Source organism: Bartonella sp. AA78NXGY (genome assembly GCF_042197005.1).
In the GTDB taxonomy this organism is placed as follows: domain Bacteria; phylum Pseudomonadota; class Alphaproteobacteria; order Rhizobiales; family Rhizobiaceae; genus Bartonella.
The window spans coordinates 46,165-68,489 of record NZ_JBHIRI010000001.1 but is presented as its reverse complement, the minus strand read 5'-3'; the positions used below and the strand labels follow the sequence as shown (position 1 = coordinate 68,489).

The 22,325-nt window shown below is 37.3% G+C and carries 16 protein-coding genes and 1 tRNA gene; 12 read left to right on the top strand and 5 right to left on the bottom strand.

Annotated elements, in window-relative coordinates; genetic code table 11:
- Positions 1-1,614 precede the first annotated feature (1,614 nt).
- Positions 1,615-1,689 (bottom strand) — tRNA-Gly (locus ACFINL_RS00275).
- Positions 1,690-1,875: 186 nt separating this feature from the next.
- On the opposite strand from ACFINL_RS00275, the gene ACFINL_RS00270 reads away from it, so the two are divergent.
- The 7 genes from ACFINL_RS00270 to ACFINL_RS00240 all read left to right on the top strand — a co-directional run bounded on the left by ACFINL_RS00270 (position 1,876) and on the right by ACFINL_RS00240 (position 10,304).
- Positions 1,876-2,853, top strand: coding sequence for an ABC transporter substrate-binding protein (locus ACFINL_RS00270; protein WP_375620923.1), 978 nt, complete (start codon positions 1,876-1,878; stop codon positions 2,851-2,853).
- Between the two features lie 63 nt (positions 2,854-2,916).
- Positions 2,917-3,813 carry an ABC transporter permease gene (locus ACFINL_RS00265; RefSeq protein ID WP_375612210.1) on the top strand — a complete coding sequence of 299 codons (897 nt, stop codon included), beginning with the start codon at positions 2,917-2,919 and terminating at the stop codon, positions 3,811-3,813.
- Entirely contained in the window at positions 3,806-4,600 is a 795-nt protein-coding gene (locus ACFINL_RS00260; protein ID WP_273790094.1) for an ABC transporter ATP-binding protein, read from the top strand. The genes ACFINL_RS00265 and ACFINL_RS00260 overlap by 8 nt, the downstream gene beginning before the upstream one ends.
- 4 nt (positions 4,601-4,604) lie before the next feature.
- Positions 4,605-5,645 carry a DNA polymerase III subunit delta gene (gene holA, locus ACFINL_RS00255; protein WP_375648870.1) on the top strand — a complete coding sequence of 347 codons (1,041 nt, stop codon included), beginning with the start codon at positions 4,605-4,607 and terminating at the stop codon, positions 5,643-5,645.
- A 1,956-nt stretch (positions 5,646-7,601) separates the two neighbouring features.
- On the top strand, positions 7,602-8,531 hold the full coding sequence (locus tag ACFINL_RS00250) for a prephenate/arogenate dehydrogenase family protein (protein WP_375612212.1): 930 nt from the start codon (positions 7,602-7,604) through the stop codon (positions 8,529-8,531).
- 411 nt (positions 8,532-8,942) lie between these two features.
- Positions 8,943-9,797: a YihY/virulence factor BrkB family protein gene (locus ACFINL_RS00245; protein WP_375612213.1), complete on the top strand. Its 855-nt coding sequence runs from the start codon at positions 8,943-8,945 to the stop codon at positions 9,795-9,797.
- 30 nt (positions 9,798-9,827) lie between these two features.
- Positions 9,828-10,304: a YaiI/YqxD family protein gene (locus ACFINL_RS00240; RefSeq protein ID WP_273790302.1), complete on the top strand. Its 477-nt coding sequence runs from the start codon at positions 9,828-9,830 to the stop codon at positions 10,302-10,304.
- Positions 10,305-10,306: 2 nt separating this feature from the next.
- Here the strand turns inward: ACFINL_RS00240 and ACFINL_RS00235 are convergent, their stop codons facing one another.
- Complete coding sequence (locus tag ACFINL_RS00235) at positions 10,307-11,002, bottom strand: TlpA disulfide reductase family protein (protein ID WP_375612214.1); 696 nt, start codon at positions 11,000-11,002, stop codon at positions 10,307-10,309.
- 32 nt (positions 11,003-11,034) lie between these two features.
- Here ACFINL_RS00235 and argH point away from each other — a divergent pair, with 32 nt between their 5' ends.
- From argH to ACFINL_RS00210, 5 genes are all read left to right on the top strand, one after another.
- A complete protein-coding gene (gene argH, locus ACFINL_RS00230; protein WP_375612215.1) occupies positions 11,035-12,435 on the top strand; it encodes an argininosuccinate lyase in 1,401 nt (466 codons plus the stop codon).
- A 51-nt stretch (positions 12,436-12,486) separates the two neighbouring features.
- Positions 12,487-12,666 (top strand): LPS translocon maturation chaperone LptM, encoded by a 180-nt coding sequence (locus ACFINL_RS00225; protein ID WP_375612216.1) that lies wholly within the window; start codon positions 12,487-12,489, stop codon positions 12,664-12,666.
- Positions 12,667-12,674: 8 nt separating this feature from the next.
- A complete protein-coding gene (gene lysA, locus ACFINL_RS00220; protein WP_375648862.1) occupies positions 12,675-13,955 on the top strand; it encodes a diaminopimelate decarboxylase in 1,281 nt (426 codons plus the stop codon).
- Between the two features lie 126 nt (positions 13,956-14,081).
- A complete protein-coding gene (locus ACFINL_RS00215) occupies positions 14,082-16,511 on the top strand; it encodes a TIGR02302 family protein (protein ID WP_375628587.1) in 2,430 nt (809 codons plus the stop codon).
- 222 nt (positions 16,512-16,733) lie between these two features.
- Positions 16,734-17,504 carry a class I SAM-dependent methyltransferase gene (locus ACFINL_RS00210; RefSeq protein ID WP_375612730.1) on the top strand — a complete coding sequence of 257 codons (771 nt, stop codon included), beginning with the start codon at positions 16,734-16,736 and terminating at the stop codon, positions 17,502-17,504.
- A gap of 900 nt (positions 17,505-18,404) precedes the next feature.
- Here the strand turns inward: ACFINL_RS00210 and ACFINL_RS00205 are convergent.
- The 3 genes from ACFINL_RS00205 to tsaD all read right to left on the bottom strand — a co-directional run bounded on the left by ACFINL_RS00205 (position 18,405) and on the right by tsaD (position 22,214).
- Positions 18,405-19,085 (bottom strand): response regulator transcription factor, encoded by a 681-nt coding sequence (locus ACFINL_RS00205; protein WP_375648850.1) that lies wholly within the window; start codon positions 19,083-19,085, stop codon positions 18,405-18,407.
- 904 nt (positions 19,086-19,989) lie between these two features.
- Positions 19,990-20,424: an EVE domain-containing protein gene (locus ACFINL_RS00200; RefSeq protein WP_375620936.1), complete on the bottom strand. Its 435-nt coding sequence runs from the start codon at positions 20,422-20,424 to the stop codon at positions 19,990-19,992.
- Positions 20,425-21,119: 695 nt separating this feature from the next.
- The gene (gene tsaD / locus ACFINL_RS00195) at positions 21,120-22,214 is read right to left on the bottom strand and encodes a tRNA (adenosine(37)-N6)-threonylcarbamoyltransferase complex transferase subunit TsaD (protein WP_375645297.1); all 1,095 of its coding nucleotides are present in this window, start codon (positions 22,212-22,214) and stop codon (positions 21,120-21,122) included.
- Positions 22,215-22,325 lie beyond the last annotated feature (111 nt).

Sequence of the window (22,325 nt, the reverse complement as noted above, 5' to 3'; positions counted from 1 at the left end):
TATATGAAGTTTTGGACTTGTGACTGATAAGTGTTAGCGCATTGTAGCTTAACAGTTATTTTGTATTAAGAAGGATAAGAAAAAATGTTATAATTTGTTTCTTTTATATATTTTTTACGATTAATCTATCCTGTTTCAGAGGCAATTTTGAGTATAAAAAAGAGAGCAAGGAATTGTAAAATCAGGATTTGATAGCAAAAAGAGTAGAGGGAAAAACCTTTTACAAGGCGATATTAAAACTAGCGGATCCACTATATTCGCTGTTTCTTATATTGGTGGCAAAACAGGATGAGCCAAAATCGTCATCAAAATTATTATATATCTAACATTTACATAGTTTTTGTCGGCATGGATAGGGTTTTCTAAATAGAAATTGATACTTCCTGATGGAATTATCAATGATCTTTCAGGTGATGTGGTAAATTTTTTTCGGATATTACAACGTCATTATCCTTTTTTATGGAACTGCTTTATGAAATTATTGGCGTTTCAGATGAGTAGCCATGAGGAGTTTCAACATTTAATACAGCAAGATCTAGAAACTTTTACGAATTTAGAGCGGACTTTAAGGTTTTTATATTTATAGTGATTAAGTTTTAGCGAGAAGGTAGTCGATTACACAATCGGAGTTTCAATAGACCTGTAGCATATGGTTTAATCTTTTCAAAATTGAATTTTCATTCTGTTGTTTAGCAGAGGCTACCATTAAATATTTAAAATGGTCTGATTTTATTGTGCGCTATGATGGTTTCAATACTTTATGTTACCTTATCTTGATTTGAAGTTATGCTCCTCATGTAAAATAGAATGCATTTATATTGTTAATTCACATGTCTATTTTAAAGAGATTTCTCTCAAAGTGTGTCATATCCATTTTATAATAACGTTCGTGAATGGTCTAAAGCCTCTATGAAGTGTATAAAGCTATTATGCTTCCCATTTTTACGTTTTCAAGGTGAAAGGGGTACTCCCCTATACTATTTTAGCTCCCAATTTTGCGATAATCTTTGGTATTTCAGAGTGTTCAGAAGAAGAGTTTTTATTCCTTTCTTCAAGTGAATTTTATTGATGCCTCAATTTTTCCTGTTATGCATGAGCAGATGATTGTGAGTGATTTTAATGTATAGAGATTTGAAATGAGATAATCCTATGATATTTTAGACGCTTGCTCAATATGAATAATTATAAATTATCTTTATAAACCAAGTTATTAATTTATTTTTGTATTGAAGATTATTCTGGATAAGAATTTGTTCAAGAAAGAGGATTATCAAATGATGTGCCAGAAATCCCAAAAACTTAATTTACTCTAAATAATAGGTGAAAACAGTTATTTCGTTTGAAAATAATTACAATTAGCGTGAGAGATTTTTCATCATCGACTGCGATATAGAAAAAGAAACAATACACATAAAAGACCTTTAAATGATCTTTGAAAGGTCTTTGAAGACCCTTTGAGAACCCCTTAAAAACTCTTTGAAAAAAATAAATTGGTACAAAACCTAGTGGCAAAATATACAAAACCTGCTGGCAAGCTACAGTGGCAAAATATACAAAAACCGCTGGCAAGCTACACTATAACTCCATACAAGAACGAATAAATACAAAATTCAATGGAGCGGGCGATGGGATTCGAACCCACGACCCCAACCTTGGCAAGGTTGTGCTCTACCCCTGAGCTACACCCGCTTACCGATTCGATATATATCTTGTCTGTATGGCGTAGGCTTCTACGAATTGCAACAAAAAAATATCATTTTAGTTTGATTTATTTTGTCCATGTTTAAATAAAATGAAATAAAGATTGATTTTAGAAAATTCTTCAGTAATAAATTATTCCTTTTTTAATTTTTGCATGGAGAGGGGTGGAATATAATGTTGAAGAGAATAAATATATTAGGGATTATCATTGCAACTGTTTTTATGATGAACAGTGTTGCAAAGGCCGATGACCAAGTTAAACACGTTAAAGTTGCAATAACGCAAATTATGGTCCATCCTGCTGCGGATGCTGTTCGTAAAGGTGTGGAAGATGTGCTTGCAGCAAATGGTTATAAGCAAGGTGAAAATTTTCAACTTACCTTTTTATCAGCGCAGGGTAATATTTCAACAGCAACGCAAATTGCACGTAAATTTGTTGGTGATAAACCCGATGTTATTGTAGCAATTACCACGCCTTCAGCACAAACGATGCTTGCGGCAACAAAAACAATTCCTATCGTCTTTGCAGCAATTTCTGATCCTATCGGAGCTAAAATCGTTTCTTCACTTACCAAACCTGGCGGTAATATGACGGGGAGTTCTGATCGTATAGATGTTGCAGAAAGTGTTAGACTTTTACAAGAAGTAAAACCAGATTTGAAAAAAATTGGTTATCTTTATAATGCTTCTGAGGCAAATTCTGTTTCGACACTTAAAACGTTAAAGGATGTAGCAAAAAAAGCTGGAATTGAAATTATTCCCTCATCGGCACCAAAGCCTTCAGATGTTCAGGCAGCAACACGCGCTTTAATCGGTAAGGTCGATATTATTTTTGTTCCTGCTGATAATACGATTTTATCTGTTTTAGAAGGTGCAATAAAGGTCTCAGAGGAAGCCAATATGCCTGTATTTACTGTTGATGCTAATACTATCGGGCGTGGGCCTTTTATGACGCAAGGTGTGAATTTCTATGATGTAGGGGTTGATGCTGGGAAATTGGTTGTGCGTATTCTAAAGGGTGAAAAGCCTGGTGATATTGATGTTGTGCAGGCGGCTAATAATGACATTCGAATTGATTTGAAAGCAGCCCAAAAAGCAGGGATTATTATTCCGCAGGCAGTTATTGATCGTGCAACAAAAGTGATTCAATAACTTTTATTGATAGAGTGTTGATACAATAAAAATACGTTAAGTTTTCATGGGGATTGTCTTTACATGAATATATTTGCGTTTTCTGGTGCTGTGGAATTAGGCCTTATTTATGCGTTTGTTGCTATAGGGGTTTATCTTTCATTTCGGGTTTTAGATTTTCCTGATTTAACGGTTGATGGATCGTTTCTTCTTGGATCCTGTGTCTGTGGTGTTTTGATTCTCTTGGGTTTCAATGCATGGACAGCTATGGCATGCGCTTTTTGTGCAGGTATGGTGGCTGGTTTATTAACAGCTATGTTGAATTTGCGTTTTGGCATTTTGAATCTTTTAGCTTCTATTTTAACAATGTCGGCACTTTATACGGTTAATCTTCGTATTATGGGAATTATGGGAGGGTCTAATGTTAATTTAGCTCTTGCTGATACGGCGTTAACGCCCTTTTATAATCTGTTTGGTTTGTCTGATATTTTTGTGCGTCCTCTTTTCGTTGGTATTGTGTTGCTCGTTATGGCGTTTTTGATTTGGCGCTTTTTGGAAAGTGAAATTGGTCTTGCTATGCGTGCAATGGGAGCTAATCCACGCATGGCGACGGCGCAAGGTGTTCATACATCAGCATTGATATATTTTGGAATGGGGCTTTCCAATGCGTGTGTGGCACTTGGTGGTTCTCTTTATATTCAAACTGCGATTGCAACAGATATTACCGGTGGAATTGGAACAATTGTTTTTGGATTGGCAGCCGTGATTATCGGTGAAACTCTCTTTCGTACGCGCAATATTTTTTGGATTATAATCAGCTGTATTGTAGGGTCTGTGCTTTATCGTGTGGCGGTGCAATTTGCATTTGAAGCAAATGGCATTGGTATTGATACGTCGACAGATCTTCAGTTGATTACTTCACTGTTGGTTATTTTAACCCTTATTGTGCCACGCTATTGGAGGAGGCATAAACGTGATTGAGTTTTTTCATGTTGGGGTCACATTTAAACCGCAAACACCTTTGGAAAAACAGGCTTTAATTGATATTAACCTGAAAATTGATCAGGGTAGTTTTGTTACGGTTATTGGTTCAAATGGTGCTGGTAAATCAACTTTGCTCAGTGTTTTAGCGGGTGCAACGCTTCCTTCAACAGGGAAAGTGGTTATCAATGGACAAAATGTTTCTAGGCAATCAGTCAGTGAACGCGCTGGAAAAATTGCTTGTGTTTTTCAAGATTCGTTAGAGGGAAGTTGTGGTTCTTTAACAATTGAAGAAAATTTGGCTCTTGCTGCTCTTCGAGGAAGTCGTCGTGGTTTGCGTGCGGCGTTAAATTATGAGAAACGGCAATTTTTTCGAGAGAAAATTGCTCAATTAGGCATTGGTCTTGAAGCGTATATTCATAATCCTATGGATAGTTTATCAGGTGGGCAACGCCAAGCAGTTTGTCTTGTGATGGCAACGTTAGCACATGCGGATGTTTTATTGCTTGATGAACATACCTCAGCACTTGATCCTGGAATGGCTGATTTTGTGATGCGGTTGACTGAAAAAATCGTTGAAGAGAAAAAATTAACGACTATCATGGTGACTCATTCTATGCGTCAGGCTCTTGATTATGGCGATCGCACCTTGATGTTGCATGGTGGAAAAGTGATTTTGGATGTCTGTCATGAAGAGCGTAAGGGCTTGAATGTCAATGATTTAATTGGCATGTTTCAGAAAGTTCGCGGGGAAGTTCTTGATGATGATGAACTGTTAATGGATTAATAGTGTGGCTCAGAAAAAAGCACATGAAGTTGATCAGTTTCTAATGCGTTTTTCACGTGCTTTTCCTATTGTTCTCATTTATGGGCCAGATCGTGGTCTTATTTGTGAGCGTGCACAATGTTTTGCAAAACTTACACGGGTAGCAATAGAAGATCCATTTTCGACAATTCGTTTGGATGCTGCTGAAATTGATAAAGATCCTGCACGTTTAGAAAATGAAGCGCGTACGTTATCGCTTTTTGGGGGAGATCGTTTGATATGGATCTCTAATGCTGCTAACCAAAAAGGTTTTCTTGCTGCCTTAAAACTTTTAATTGAGAAACCACCAGAAGCTTGTTTTATTCTCATTGAGGCAGGGGATTTAAAAAAAGGAACAGGGTTGCGCAATGCTGTTGAAACAGCATCAAAAGCGATGGCTTTACCCTGTTTTGCCGATGATATGCGGTCTCTTGACGGTTTGATTGATGAGGTTTTAGGACAGTTTAAGAAGACTCTTTCTTTAGATGCACGTAGATGGTTGCATGAATGTTTAGGGGCGGATCGCCTTGTATCACGAGGTGAATTAGAAAAGCTTTGTCTTTACGCTGCAAATGTTCATATTACTCTTGAAGATGTGAAAGCTGTTGTAAGCGATGTCAGTGCTCTTTCTCAAGATGAAGTCATTGATGCTCTTTTATTGGGCGATATATCAGGCTTTGAAGCGCATTTTAACCGACATGCAGCAGTGCAGGGGGCACTTTTTTTAATTTTGAGTACAGCTCAAAGGCATTTTCAGCAATTACAGCTATTGCGTTATCAGGTAGAGGTTGAAGGAAATTCACCTTTTACGGTGGTTTCTCAGGCACGCCCTCCCATTTTTTTTCAACGGAAAAAGATCGTTGAACAAGCTTTAAAATATTGGAAGTTAGAACAAATTTCTTATGCAATGGAAAGAATTCAGAGTGCTGTTTTAGACAGTCGTAAAAATCCACTTTTGGGCGAAGCTATCATTCGTCAAGTTTTGTTAGGGCTTACAATTATTGCACGACGCCAGATGGCAGCTTAACAGCCTAGAAATATAATGATTTTTTATTTTTGGTATACCACAGAGGTATTTTCAGTAATTAAAACTGTTATGCTATCAAGTAGAGGTTGGTGGAACTTGTATTTTTGAGGATGCATTTTAGGAGCTTGAAAGCTTGATAGAAATTTTTCTTCAAAAGAAATAGTTTATTTTCAAAAGGCCATTTTGAAACAGTTTTATTATTTTGTTGTGTCGTAAAATACTGTTTTTAGGGTAGTGATACGAGGCCCATATCAAATTTTATGTGTTCGATGTTTTTTTGTGTGGGTATTTGGTGAATATTAGGTTGGTTCATAGAGTCTTAATGGAGTAACACCCCCATGTAAAACAGAGTATCTCAAACAACAGAAGACACTTGTATGGTAGATTCATACGCTTTCTTAGAAATATTTTTCAATGCGCGTCATATCTATTTCGCGGCGGTGTTTATGAATGGTGTAGAAGTAAAGTTCCTTGTGAAGAATATAAAATCCATAGAGCAACTCTATCTTTATGCTTAATAAAAGCGCAAGTCGACACTCATTATATACTTTGCTAGCCTCTAATGTTACTACAGTTTTTAGCATTAGAGAGCGTTTTTCATCATTTTTTCTCACATGTCTTCTTGTGACGTGTAGCCAAGAGATTTTAATTGATAAGAGGGTTTGTGATGGAAGAATTTTACAGTATTCGAAGTTATGATTCAAATTGAAAAAAAGTATTATTTTTATAAATCAATGTATTATAGATTAATTGAATCACTTAAAATAGTGAGCCAGAGGAATCTTTTAGACAAGAAAATGAATTGTTTGCAGATCAGTATGAATTAAGAATCTTCATGGGATGAGAAGAAAGTCAAAATAGATTATGATGAAAACCACAGCACCTATGGGGAAACTTTTATGTTTGATACAGAGATGATTATCTTAGCAATGAATGTGTCTCATAAACAGAGCTAGTCATCGTTTATTATTAATAATTTATTATTTTTCATATTAAATCAATCAGAACAATGTCTTTTGCACGTCATAAGTGGGGGGCGTGTGGATAAAAACTGTACAAGAAAGCACTAAAAATGCCTCTTATGAATGCTCTCAAATTCCAAGGTTTTTTGCAACATTGGGGGCAGGAAAATATAATGATAGTGTTTTATTAAGTGTAAAGAGGGTCGTGCTTAATGGATTTATAGTTATAACATTTACGAACATTGTCGTGAGATAGGCTGGGGAGCGAGATGCCTTTTTAAAACAAACGCATGAATTTGTAATCCAAATCTATTCTGTTGAGGGCGTTCTATTTTACGCGAGGGTTGTGATTCCATTAAAGGGATGTTCAGTGTTTTTGTTATCAAACTTTTTCTTTATTGAGAGGGCGTGTTTTTCTCATATTTATTTGATTTATGGTATCCGGAATCGGGAGAGGAAAATGTTTTTAATGGTATCTTTTGGTATGCGTTGTTTTACGGTGTTTTCAATATTCGCGAAACTCATGTTGATGTTGTAGGTGGAGGCGTAATACGTTTTTATATAGGTCTAATGTACAAATTAATGAACGTATCGGGATAATTGGAGAAGAGTTAGTGTCCGCTTACGCTTTTGATGTGTTTTTTTGTGAGTAAATTAGTAAGATAAAGTAAACTGATGAGATTTTATGTAGAGTCGTTGTTATCCTAATTGAGAGTGCATTTTATTTTGTTCCGGTGATGCGCTTTGATCAGTAATTAAGAGGGAGTTTTAGAGCGTGATGTTAGATTTCTCGTCATTTATTTTTTATGTGTTTTCTAGGTAAAGTGATCTGTTGTCAGCTTGCGCAGGTGATAATTGGTAAACTGCGTTATTCTTTATTCCCTAGTTGTCATTTTTTAATGTTTTACGCATAACTCTTGAACAAACAAACAAGAAAATTGTGATTTTACAATTGTCTTTATTGCCATTTGCAAAGAATCTTTGAAGGTGAAAGATGCTCCATATTCAGTTTGAAAAAATAGCACTCATTGGGATCGGTCTGATTGGGTCTTCTTTAGCAAGAGTGATTAAAAAGAAAAATCTTGCGGCTCAGATTTCTATTGCAACACGTCGTCCAGAAACCCTGAAAAGAGCGCGTGAATTGGAGCTTGGGGATTTTTATACGACAGATAATGCAAAAGCTGTTGAAGGAGCAGATTTGGTTATTCTTTCTGTTCCTGTTGGGGCTAGTGCAGAAGTGGCAAAAACCATTCGTGATCATTTAAAACTTGGAGCGATTGTGAGTGATGTTGGTTCTACGAAAGCGTTGGTTATTGCGGAAATGGCACCTTTATTGCCCAAAACGGTTCATTTTATTCCAGGGCATCCAATTGCTGGAACGGAATATTCAGGACCGGATGCTGGTTTTGCTGATTTATTTATGAATCGTTGGTGTATTTTAACGCCTTTTGCGGATAGCGATGCTGCTGCGGTCGCACAATTAACAGCGTTTTGGGAAGCTTGTGGTGCGCGTGTCGAAAAGATGGAACCTAAGCATCATGATCTTGTTTTGGCTATTGTTTCACATTTACCCCATTTGATTGCGTATAATACTGTTGGGACAGCGAGTGATTTAGAAAAAGTAACAAATTCGGAAGTGATTGCTTATTCCGCTTCTGGTTTTCGTGATTTTACGCGTTTGGCCTCTTCTGATCCCGTTATGTGGCGAGATATTTGTTTGCATAATAAAGATGCTATTTTAGAAATGTTGGGTCGTTTTAGTGAAGGGCTTGCTTTTTTAGAACGTGCAATTCATTTAGGAGATGGTGAGACACTGTTTAACTTTTTTACACGTACGCGTGCTGTGCGTCGCAATATTATTGATGCTGGCCAGGAAATTGATGCTCCTGATTTTGGACGTCAGAGTGTTTCTAAAAAAGGGTGAATAAAAGCAAGGGGGTTTTGTTGAATTTCGTTGGTTTTTTCTAGAAATCAATAAGAAGTTTTTTCTTTCTTCAGTCATAGATTGCAATAAAAAGGAGGGGCGATTGCTCCGATACAGATAATCATGACTTTAAAAGGTTTTATGTGTGCACGATCATCTTGCCTTAGCTCTCTATAGGGCATATGATGTACAGAAGAGGTTACTGATCTGTAGAAGTAACAAAAAAATGAGGTCGTTGTAGAACTTCATAGAGTGGGTTATTGTTTTTGTTTTCGTATAAAGTCGGGCTTGACCGTATTGATTATTAACCTTTATATTGCAACATTGCAAAATGTTTATTTGCAGAGTTTTGATGATTTTTATAAAACTTGAAATAGACTGAGGAAGAGTTTTACCAGAAAGTATTGAGTTTTGTTAAAAAATATCTTTTGGTATAGCTATCGTATTTTTGGTGACGCAGTAAGTCATTATTGGCGTGATAGTGGGAGTGCTTTTGCAAGCCATGTTGCGCTATCGGGGCTTTTAGCATTTTTCCCTTTTTTTATTTTTGGAACATCGTTTGCTCGTTTTCTAGGTGCTTTTACCTATACACCGCAGAAAATTAAAGCACTGGTGCAGTTATTGCCTGATGTTATTGCAGAGCCTTTATCTCAGGAAATTGTTAATGTTTTAACCATTCATCGAGGAGGTGTGTTGACGCTTTCTGTCATTGGAACGGCTTATTTTGCTTCTAATGGGATAGAGGCTTTGCGTACGGCTTTAAATAAAGCTTACCGTGTTACTGATCGACGGAGTTTGTTATTTTGTCGTTTTCAAAGTCTGTTTTTTGTAATCCTTGGAGCTGTTGGTCTTGTTGTGATTAGTTTTTTATTGATTCTGGCGCCTTTGTTGATCAAAATTATGCAAAATCATTCTTTTTTTATGACTGAATATATTGCTGTTATTCGTGTATGGCGTTATACAGTTGCAATCGTTATTTTGTTTATCAGTCTTTTGATTGTTCATAAATGGCTTCCAGCAGGGCGGCGGAAAATTATAGATATTTTACCAGGAATAGTGGTGACAATGTTTATATGGTTTATGGCTTCTATCGCTTTTGCGCAATATTTAACGATGTTTGATTATATTTCTACCTATGCAGGGTTGGCATCTATTATGGTTGCTATTATTTTTCTCTACATATTGAGTGCAATTTTTATTTTGGGAGGAGAAATAAACGCGGCGATAATGTTTTATCGCAAGGATTTGCAACATTCAGATGAATGAAAGAGTTTATTATTGCTTGAAAGCTAAGGTATGAATATCCCAATAAAGCCTGCTATCACTTTGTTGATTGATGCGGATGCTTGTCCTGTAAAAGATGAAGTTTATCGTGTGATGAATCGTTATCAGCTTAAGACATTTGTTGTGGCAAATCGTTCTTTGTCCCTTCCAGATGAAGCACTCATTGAAAGAGTGGTCGTTGCTGGTGAATTCAATGGTGCTGATGATTGGATTGTAGAACATGTGCATGAGGCAAGTATCGTTATTACCAGTGATATTCCTTTAGCAGCACGGGTTGTGCAAGCTGGGGGGTTTTGTCTTTCGCCAACGGGGCGTATTTTTGATGTAAATTCAATTGGTCAGGCTTTGGCGATGCGCAATTTGATGGAAGATTTGCGTGGACAGGGCAGTATAATAGGTGGTCCCCGTCCTTTTTCTCGTAAAGACCGTTCTGCTTTTTTGTCAGCACTGGATCTTGTTATACAACGTTTAAAAAGACGCGGTTATTAAAGTTATAGGGCTTCTTTAATGACTGCTTTTATAAGTGCTTTGGCATCGTCATTGGCCCACGGAGCTGCACCATTGAAAGAAGCAATGAGATATCCCTCTTTATCAATGAGCAATGTAATGGGGAGTCCTAAAGCGAGCCCCTGTTTTCTAACATTGTTGAAAATATCCATTGTTTCATCGCGATAGTAAAGCAAATTATCTGAATGAATATTCTGTAAAAATTGCTGAATTTTTTCAGGAGAAGCAGTTTTATCGATATTAATAGCTATGACATCAAAGTTTTCTCCACCTAATTCACGTTTTAATTGCGCAAGTTCAGGCATTTCTGTGCGGCAAGGTGCACACCAAATAGCCCATAGATTGACCAGCATTGGTTTTCCAGTAAATTCGCTGAGTGTGTGCTCTTTTCCTAGAATATCCTTGAAAGAGAGTTTATTCATATCTGAGGGCGTATCAGCAAATCGTATGTGGCTAAAAAAGCCTTTTGCTGCTTTTCGTATCGCCATCATTTTTTCTGCTCGTGCTTTATCAGTATTTATTTCTTGTGCTTGTGCTACTGAAATGAAATTGAAAAGAAAAAACTCTCTTTTGGTATCGTAGTTTATGGTTGCGTATAAACTCAATGCAATGATAAAGAATGCAAGGGAGAGTTGCCTTTTTTTATTGTTTTTTTCGCTGATGAAAATTTGAAAAATCATAATTTTGTCCTTTGGATGGGTATTTTCAGAATATGACAGATGAGAAGTTAAAGAACCAAATGTGGGGTGGTCGGTTTGCGGCAGCTCCTGCTGCAATTATGGAAGAAATTAATGCTTCTATTGATTTTGATCAAAAACTTTATCGACAAGATATTGAAGGTTCTCTTTCTCATGTGGCTATGTTAGCGCAAACGAAAATCATTTCACAATCAGATTATGAAAAAATTGTTCATGGTTTGAAACTTATTCGCCAAGAAATTGAAGACGGTAAATTTGTTTTTTCACGAAAGCTTGAAGATATTCATATGAATATTGAAGCGCGGCTGAGCGAATTGATAGGTCCTGTAGCTGGGCGTTTGCATACGGCGCGTTCACGCAATGATCAAGTTGCTGTTGATTTTCGCTTGTGGGTATGTGAAGCAACGCAAAAGATAGCACAAGCTTTAAAAGGATTGATAGAGCAATTACTTATTCGCGCAGAACAACATGTTGATACCTTTATGCCAGGCTTTACGCATTTACAATTGGCTCAACCTGTAACATTGGGTCATTATATGATGGCTTATGTTGAAATGTTTGGTCGAGATTTATCGCGGATGCGTGATGCTCTTGAGCGAATGAATGAATCGCCTTTAGGGGCGGCTGCTTTAGCGGGGACAGGCTTTCCAATTGACCGTTTTATGACAGCAAAAGCGCTAGGCTTTCGGGAACCTACACGCAATTCAATTGATAGTGTTTCAGATCGTGACTTTGCATTGGAATTTTTAAGCGCTGGCGCTCTTTGTGCAACACATCTTTCACGTTTAGCAGAAGAAATAATTCTTTGGTCAAGTGAACAGTTTTGTTTTATTCATTTATCAGATGCTTTTTCAACGGGTTCATCTATTATGCCACAAAAGAGAAATCCTGATGCGGCAGAGTTAGTACGAGCGAAAGCAGGTCGATTGAATGGTGCACTTATGGGATTGTTAACGGTGATGAAAGGATTACCGCTTGCTTATTCAAAGGATATGCAAGAAGATAAGGAATATGTGTTTGATGGGGCTTTGAGTTTGGAATTATCACTAGCAGCAATGACAGGGATGATTGCTGATTTGAAAGTGAATAAAAAAGCCATGAAACAAGCAGCGGATTTAGGGTATGCAACAGCTACAGATTTTGCGGATTGGCTTGTACGCAATTTAGGGATTCCTTTTCGCAAAGCACATCACATCACAGGGTGTGCTGTGGCATTGGCAGAAAAAAAACAGTGTCGCCTTCATGATTTATCATTAGATGAACTTCAAGCAATTTGTCCTGATATCAATGCAACACTTTTTGATGTTTTGACCGTTGAAAAATCTGTTGAAAGTCGTAAAAGCTTTGGGGGAACAGCGCCTTCAGAGGTTCTTCGGCAAATTGCGTATTGGAAAAAGCGTCTCGTGAGCGCTTGAGTGATTGTATTTTAAAGGTAAAAAAGAAATCGAGATGAGGAAAGAGGACAGATGAAAATTATATTAAAGGGGTTGATGATTGTCCTTTTGGGGGGCTTGGGTATCGTTGGGTGTGGGCGTAAAGGGTCATTAGAGTTACCTCCTTCAACAGGAGTGAATTCTTCACAAGGAACTTTTGTTTCTCAAGGCAAAACAGATAAACCTTTTATTCTTGATCGGTTAATACAATAGGGATTTTTATGCGTTTTTTTTCTTATCATCAGGGTGTGCTTCACGCTGAAGGTCTTTCTCTTTTGGAACTTGCGCGGGAAGTTGGAACACCTTTTTATTGTTATTCAGCTAGCGCAATCGTTGCACATTTTAAAGATTATCAGAATGCATTTCATGATATGCCGAGTTTAATTGCTTATGCGGTTAAAGCGAATTCCAATCAAGCAGTTTTACAACTTTTAGCTAACAATGGAGCGGGAGCTGATGTGGTCTCAGAAGGGGAATTACGGCGTGCTCTTGCTGTTGGTATTCCTGCGCAGAATATTGTTTATTCTGGTGTTGGTAAAACAGTGAGAGAAATAGATTTTGCTCTTGCACAAGATATTTATTGTTTTAACGTTGAATCAGAGCCAGAACTTGAACAATTATCGGCGCGGGCTGCTGCGCTTTCAAAAACGGCTCGTATTTCTTTACGCATTAATCCTGATGTGGATGCTAAGACTCACAAGAAAATTACAACAGGTAAGTCTGAGAATAAATTTGGTATTCCACTGTCTTTGGCGGGTGATGTATATAAAAAAGCAGCTCAATTGCCTGGTCTTCATGTGTGTGGTGTTGATCTCCATATTGGCAGTCAAATTTGTGATTTAAAACCGTTTGAAGATGCATTTGTTATTGTTGCAGATTTTGTGCGTCAATTATGGAATAATGGTTATGCGATAACCCATATCGATATTGGGGGCGGGCTTGGTATTCCTTATGGTTATGAGAAGCATCCAGTACCTTCTCCTTTTGAGTATGCAGCACTGGTAAAGAAACATATTGCGCCTTTAGGGATCAATATTATCCTAGAACCTGGGCGTAGTATTGTTGGTGAAGCCGGTGTGTTGGTGACATCGGTTGTGTATTTTAAAAAGGGGGAAGGACGAAATTTTGTTATTGTTGATGCGGCGATGAATGATTTCATGCGTCCAACGCTTTATGATGCGTGGCAAAATGTAATGCCAGTGAAAAAAACACCAGTAGATGCCCTTCTGATTAATGCTGATATTGTCGGTCCTATTTGTGAAACTGGTGATTATTTAGGTTTGGAACGTTCTTTGCCAGTGTTGAAAGCGGGTGATGTTTTGATGTTAACAGGAGCAGGGGCTTATGGCGCAGTGATGGCAAGCACTTATAATAGTCGACTTTTGGTGCCGGAAGTTTTGGTTCAGGATACACGTTATGCAGTCATTCGTCCACGCCTTGATTATGCACAATTGATAGGCTGTGATCATATTCCAGATTGGATTGAGCCCAAATTAGATTGAGCATTATTAAATATTTTGGGTCTTATTTTTACTAAACTTTGATGAAACAATTTATTTTCTAGAAATTGTCTTGTATGGGGTTTATGATCTTAATGCACCACGATAAAAGGGGATAAATGCTTGTTTATGAAAAATAAAAACATCAAAGGTTTTGCAATGAAGCTTTTGTGTGTGCGCATTTTGATGTGGGGGATCCTTTCATTTGAACGGATGTGGGTACGGTTGTTGCCATTTTTCCTCGTTCTTAGTCTCTTTTGTTCGTTTAGCTGGTTGGGACTTTTTGGTATTTTGGGCTATTGGTCACATTTGCTCTTACTTGGGGTTATACTTATTTGTGCTGGGGCGAGTTTATTTTTTCTTATTCGTTTTCGGTTTCCCACAATGCGGGAAGTAAATTGCCGCCTTGAACGCGTCAATGATCTTAGACACCAGCCTTTGAATATTCAGACAGATCGTTTATGTTCTGAAAATGATGAAGATTTTAGTGCTGTTATTTGGCGTGAACATCAACGCCGAATGGCAAAGCAATTATACCATTTAAAAACTGGATTTATCTCTCTTAATAATGCGGATTATGATCCTTTGGCTTTGAGGGCTTTGTGTGCTCTTCTTTTTGTGTGCGCTTTTAGTTTTTCTTTTGGTTCACAAGGGGGGCGTTTGGCTGATGCCTTTGATTTTCGTCCTATCGTTGATGAAAAACTCATGCGGATTGATGCTTGGGTAACACCACCTGCTTATACCGGTGTGGCACCGATTTATTTGACAAAAGATGAGAAAACACAACTAGAAATCCCTGAAGGGAGTAATGTTGTTGTGCGTGTTGTCAATGGGGCTGGCATTACAGTAAAAGCAAAGTCTGTAGAAGATGGGAGGGAAGTTTCGTTTTCAGAGAAAACGGAACAAACAGCTTTGAATGATCCAATTGTTCATTTTGAAACACATTTAAAGCATCCAATAAATTTATTTGTATCATCACGTCGTAAAAAACAGCAATGGCATTTGCAGATAATTAAGGACACGCGTCCAACAATTCATTGGTTGGAAAAACCAGGGAGGATTTTAACGGGATCATTGGAGTTACGATATGTGGTGGATGATGATTATGGTGTGACAAAGGCTTTTGTTGAAATAGAGCCTTTTCTTCCTCAGAATAAAAGTGCTTCTTCTCTTTATAATGCTCCGGAAATAGAACTTCTTCTTCCGCGTGGTGGAAAGGGGAAAATGCGAATGGTGCAGGATATATCAGCGCATCCATGGGCAGGTTCGCAAGTCAAAATTACTTTGGTGGCAGAAGATGGTGCGGGGCAGAAAGGGCGTAGCAAAACTTTTGTTATGATATTACCACAGCGTGTTTTTTCGAATCCTGTTGCACGCGCAGTGGTTGAATTGCGTCGTCTATTAGCTCTTGATGCTTCTGTGAAAGAGCGTGTATTGGATATGCTTTCTGCTTTGCTTGTGCGTCCAGAAAAGGGGTTGCAAAATGCATCGCATTTTATTGTTCTACAAAGTGCGTGGACAAGACTTTCTTTAGCACAAACAGACGAGGATTTGCGCGATGTGGTGGATTATTTATGGCAAATTGCTTTGGGTATTGAAGATAATCAGCTTGAATCCGTGCAAAAAAAGTTAAAACAAGCACAAGCTGCTTTACGTGATGCATTGCGTTACGGTGCTTCAGCGGCAGAAATTGAACGGCTTATGGCAGATTTACGTCAAGCTATGGATGAGTATATTCGTGCTTTGGCTGAAAAAGCACCGGATAGTCAAGTTTCTAAAAATTCTAAAAGCTCAAAAAGTCCTAATCTTTCTGAATCTACATTACAAGAAAAGCTAAATTTAATTGAGGAAATGGCTAAAACGGGCTCTTCTTTAGCAGCTGAACAACTCTTGGCGGAAGTTGAACAGACGCTTGATCATTTGCATGTGCAAAAAGGCAATCAAAATGAGGGAGAAAAAAGCCAATCTGCACAAATGAAAGAAAAGATGGACCAGCTTGGAGATTTAATGCGTCGTCAGCAAGAAATTCTCAATGAAACACATCAGTTAGAGATGGAACAAAAACGCGGAGAAAATGTACCGGAAACACAAAAAAAATCTTTAAAAAAACGTCAAGCTGAATTGCAATCTGAATTATCAACATTAGAAAAAGAATTATCAGAACAAGGATTTGAAACAGGGGGGGCGTTGAAAAGGGCAGAAGAAAAAATGAATTCTGCGGAAAATGCTCTTGATAATGGAAATCATCAGGTATCTATACAAAATCAGTCTGATGCTTTGGAATCTTTGAGGCAAGGTGCACAAAATGTTTTGAAAAAAATGCGCGAAACACTTAAAGAAACGGGAGATGATCAAAATGCTGATTTTGGTCCTAAAGATCCGTTAGGACGTCCACTTTCTTCAACAACAGATGAAGAACAAGAAGGCGAGGCACTACCACAAGAAAGTGATCAAATGCGTACGCGGCAGATTTTGGATGAAATTCGCAAACGTCTTGGTAAAGAGCATCTTTCAGAAGAAGAAAAAAACTATCTTGAAAGATTGCTTCATTTTAATTAACCAGTGTTGGCTTTTTTCTTAATTGATGTCAAAAACAGTATATGAAGAACCTCTATGGGGTTTATCTCCAAAAAAATGATTAAAGTGCTTGTAAGGCAATAATCATCCTATTGTACTGATTTTTTAATCATTTAAGTTTAAAATATGCAATATTGAAATGTTCGCTATTGCGGAAAAAAAGCAGAAGTCCATATAGGTTTGGTATATGAAAATCTGTAATGTTTGAAATTTGTTTCTACATGGTATGTTGAGTTGGATATCGTTACGCTGAAAGATTTTTATGCTTCTGCACTTGGACTGCGTGTGCAAAAAACGCTGTGTGACCAATTGAATTTATGGTGGCCTGATCTTACGGATAAACGGATTATGGGATTGGGTTATGCACTTCCTTATCTTTCTACATTGCGTGAACGTGCCCAACAATGTTTTGCTTTTATGCCAGCTTCTCAGGGTGTTTCGCCTTGGCCTTGTTCTGAGCAAGTTGCTACAGCGCTTGTTTTTGAAGAAGATTTGCCGCTTCCGGATGCGTCAGTTGACTGTATTTTATTGGTACATGCATTAGAATATACAGAAAATTCATTTGAAACGTTGAATGAAATATGGCGTGTTTTAGCACCCAATGGCCACTTGATCGTTATTGTACCTAATCGCTCTGGCTTTTGGGCGCGCAATATTACTACGCCCTTTGGTTATGGCGAACCCTATAGTCGGCAACAAATTACTCGTTTGTTCGAAAAAACAAATTTTGTTTCTGGACCAATACAAGAAATTGTACACTATATGCCCTCTACGGGGTATTTTTCGCGGTTGCTCTCATTTTTTTACGAGCCATTTGCTCGCTATCTTTTGCCTTATTTTGGTGGACTCTTAATGTGTCAGGCACAAAAACGTGTTTATCAGGGTTTGCTCGTACAGCGTCGTCAGTCGCGACGTATTTTTATTCCTGCTTTATCACCACAGACAAGAAATATTTTAATTTATAAAGATAATTAATCATTTTGTCATTGTCATAAGAATCGCAAATATAGAGGCATTCTCTTATTTCAATTTTTTGCATTTACAATTAAAAAATATTCTTTTGTACATTAATATGTGGAATTGGTATGTGAATAAAAATCTCAAGTATCTATATACCGAACCATATTTCATGAATAGTGGAAACATTTTAAAAGAAAAAAATGCTGGTATCTTCGTAAACGTAAAAATAGCAGAGTCCAAGAGATCTTACATAATATGGTTTATGGTGGTAAAAACTGTACAAGGAAGGATTACAATGCTTCTTATAAACCATCTCAAGTATCAAGGGCTCCTCTGCAACATCAAGATCTAACATAAGTGTGATGGTGCTGGCTTGTTCTTTTATAAGCGTAAAGATGGTGGTGCCCAGTGGCTTTATCGTTAGGATAAACATTTAGCGTTATATCATGAATTATATAACCTCTTAAGAGGAGATAAAGTCATAAAGAATAGAGGAAAACTATAAAGATAAAAAACATCTCTCAAGTTAGGTTAGTGAATGTGAGATAAAGCAATGCGTGGAGCGGTTTTTCTGAAAAAAATAATTATAAATAGCACTCATCTAAAGATGATAGTTATGATCAAGAATGTTGCTAAAAGATATCACGATTATTTATATGCGAAACATATTAAAAACTTTAGAAAGAACAAAAGCATGTGAAACAGAAGTTACAAAGTATATTGTGAGGTTTGAAAGCATTTTTGTTTCTGGTTCTCATGTTGGAATATTTCGTTTTTTATTCATAATGTTATATCTTTTGTCATAAGAGTAAGTTCTATGTAATAGCATTCGAATTATTATATGCGAAGTTTTTTTATCTCGTTTTTGTTTTCATTTAGGATATTAAAATTATTTTTGAAACAGTAAATCTCGAATTAAAGATTTAAACGATAACCATTTTGATCTGTCATGAGAATTTGTGCATTGGAGGGATCGTTTTCGATTTTTTGTCGCAAACGATAGATATGGGTTTCTAAAGTATGGGTGACAATATTTTCATTATATCCCCAAACTTGTTCTAACAATGTTTCACGGCTGACAATTTTATCATTGGCATGATAGAGACATTTAAGGATCGCTGCTTCTTTTTCTGTGAGACAGATTTTATTGTTGCATTGATCAAGAAGAAGTTTTTGTCTTAGTTTAAAAGTATAGGGACCAATATGAAAGGTTGCGTCTTCATTTTGTTCATATTGGCGCAACTGTGCTCGAATTCTCGCCAATAACACCGCAAAGCGAAAGGGTTTTATTACATAATCATTGGCGCCTGTTTCAAGATCTAAAATATTATCACAGTCTGTATCATAATTTATTATCATGATAATGGGGGCACGAAATCCTTGGGTGCGTAATTGTTTAACGGCTTTGTAGCCATCAAGATCAGGAAGTTGAAATCCCAAAATAGTGAGATCAATATTTTCTTTTTGGATTATTCTCATTCCCGCTTCTGCTGTTTTTGCTTGGGAAATTTTAAATTCTTGATGCATTTGCAATTGTTCTACTAAAATGGGGCGTAGATCATCGTCTTCAACGATTAAAAGAGTATAGTGGTTCATTTTTTTCCTTATAGGCATGTTGATGCACTGATTGATATAGTTTCATGAAAAATAAGATTTCATGCAAGAAAAATTAAAAGAGGAAAATTAAAAAAGAGCGCTTCTAAAAAATAAACTTTTATAATTTCTAATGGTTGCTTGCTGAAAAGAAGGTATTCCGTCTGCAGGGTATTTTACGTATTGGTTGGAAGCGTTTTTTATGTTCTAGAAGGTGTTTTAGCTATTGAGTGTCATCATCTTTACGCTTATGGAGAAACAAGCTGCCACTATCATTCACTTTGCCAGCTCGTGGGTGTTGCGGACAGTCCTTGGCACTTGAGACGATTCATAGGAGGAATTTTTAGTCCTTTCTTTCACGTTTTTTATCTATATGGGACTTTCTCCGCTTAGAATGTGCAAGCAAATAGCTTTTGATTGATTCAATATAAAACAGGTTGGGAATGAGAGAATCCTGCGGTATGAGGCGCACTCGTCCAACATGCAAAACAATAAACACGCAATATGATGCGTTTTTTAAGTGTGAAGAGAATTGTGCAACACCTAGCACATATGCACTGTTTAGGAGAATTTCACGATCATTTTTATTGTTTTTTATCCACGTTCAGTTTTGTTTTTTCGTTGCATTTGTGTGCGAAGGGGCTGTGTGTTATGTTCATGGTGTTGCTTATTATAATTGTTGAGTAAGCCTTGCTTTTAGCAATGCCGAAAAGATGCATCATAAAGAGGTTTTTTGTGTAATTTGGAAGGAGACTGTATTGAGAAAGAGTGCAGGATAAAAAATGACAAAAAAATATCATATTTATGCATTTAGCATGAGAATACCTCAACAGAAGGAGGTGTTGTGCTTATTCTTCTGCGCTATGAAGCATCTTTTTATATGAGTTAATGAATAAAAATTATTGTTTTAAGATAAAAGCATTTCCCTCTTAAGGTTGCCCATCAAACAGACTTCTTTCCATTCATCTTCTGTCACGGGTTGCACTGATAAGCGGCTGGCTTTGACCAGCGCCATATTTGCTAGTTTGGGATTAGCTTTAATTTGTTTTAATGAAACAGGTGTTGGCATGTCACAAAGTGCACGGATGTCCACACATTCCCAGCGTGGATCAGAGCTTGTAGAATCAGGGTGCGCTTCAGCACATATTTCTACAATTCCTACAATTTCTAAACCTTTATTTGAATGATAAAAAAAACCTTTATCACCATATTTCATAGCGCGCATATTGTTACGGGCTTGATAATTGCGTACACCATCCCATTGTTCGCCATCAGCTCCTTTTTTCTTTTGCATCTCCCATGACCATTTATGGGGTTCAGATTTAAAAAGCCAATAAGCCATGTGTTCACCTTTTTCATAGATTGTTATGCATTCGTCATGTCCAATTTTTATAAGTATCTTTGTAATATCATCAAGGGTGATTTTTAAAATGGAGTAAAGAACGGGCATTATCTGTTTTTTCTTATTTCAAAATAACTTGTATATAGAAAAATGCGCTCCATTGATATTTCATGTTGTATAAAGGTATTTTGCTTATCTTGTAGCAGAAAAATATATCAGTGTATCGAAGTTAATAGACTTAAAATTGCTCAGCCATGTGGAAGCTTAATCATCTTTTCAGCTGCTGTTTGAAATGTAGTTACTATAGGATCATTGGAGCATTGCGTTGGAGAGAATTTAGCAAGAAAATTGGTTCTAAAAAGCTTTAAAATTACAATGACAATGAAACGAATAAATGGTCAAAGATGATGAGGTCAACGAATGGCATTCATATCTATGCTTTGTGGGATAGAGTGCGTCTTATTATGCTGTAAAATACCGTCATTTGAAGTGTAATGATATAAGGCAGTTTTTTGAAACATGAAGTTTTTAAGAATGTGTGGTGAATATTTAGGTTTACGTGTCGATCTTTGGGTTAAGTGAATTGTGTGAGTGGGAAGCAGGTGGAATCTGCTCGATAGAGAATTCGGACTATCTATAGACCGGATTGAGTAGAAATCTTCGTTCTTTAAGGTGTGTGTAGGACGTCAATTTTATTATGCTTTTGTTCCACGGCGTCCCATCCCGATCAAGGGCGGGGCTTTTTCATCTAATGGCCAGCGTGAGCGGGGTGCAATGTCAAGAGAGCTTGTTTCTCCTCGTACGAGTTTTTGTGCACCGGCAAAAGCAATCATTGCAGCATTATCGGTACACAAGGAAAGAGGAGGGGCTATAAATTCAAAACCATGTTGACGGGCAAGTTCTTGCAACGTAGAGCGAATGGCTTGGTTTGCGGCAACACCGCCCGCAACAACTAAAGCAGGAGAATGCTTTTCTTGATCATGAGAGAGAGGATATTGGTGGGCAAAGTGTTGTAAAGCGAGGTGAACACGATCACGTACCGTATCAGTCACGGCGGCTTGAAAACTTGCGGCAATGTCAGCAATATCATTTTCTGTAAGGGGAGCTATGGCTGTTGCGGCTTGTCGAACAGCAGTTTTGAGTCCTGAAAAAGAAAAGTCTAACCGTTTTTCACCTTTTAAAGGTCGTGGAAGAGGGATGCGATTTTTATCACCAAATAAAGCTGCTTTTTCAAGTGCTGGTCCACCAGGATAAGGAAGACCTAAAAGTTTTGCTGTTTTATCAAAGGCTTCTCCTAATGCATCATCAATAGTGGTTCCTAAACGTTGATAGTTGCCTACTCCATGAACAATGATTGTTTGTGTATGACCTCCTGAAACTAAAAGTAATAAATAAGGAAAGCTGACGTTGTGCGTTAACACGGCTGTTAAAGCATGTCCCTCTAAGTGATTTACCGCAATAAATGGTTTGCCAGTGGCAAGAGAGAGTGCTTTTGCGCTCATAACGCCTACCAACAATCCTCCTATCAAACCAGGCCCACTGGTGGCTGCAATGCCATCAATATCTTTTAATTTTGTGTTTGCTTCTGTTAGTGCTTGCAGAATTAAATGATCAAGAACTTCAACATGGGCACGAGCAGCAATTTCAGGAACAACACCGCCGTAAGGTGCATGGTGATCAATTTGACTCCAAACAACATTGGAAAGAATTTGGCTGTTTGATTCGTTGTTATATTCAATGACAGCCGCTGCCGTTTCATCACAACTTGTTTCTATTCCCAGCAGACGCATTTTAAACAAAACCTTATATTGAAGCTTCTTTCCTGCGTGCGTACCATGAACAGAAAAAGATGCAAAGTATTTCTCTTAGAATTGTTTTTTCTATGAAAAATATGTGTTTTG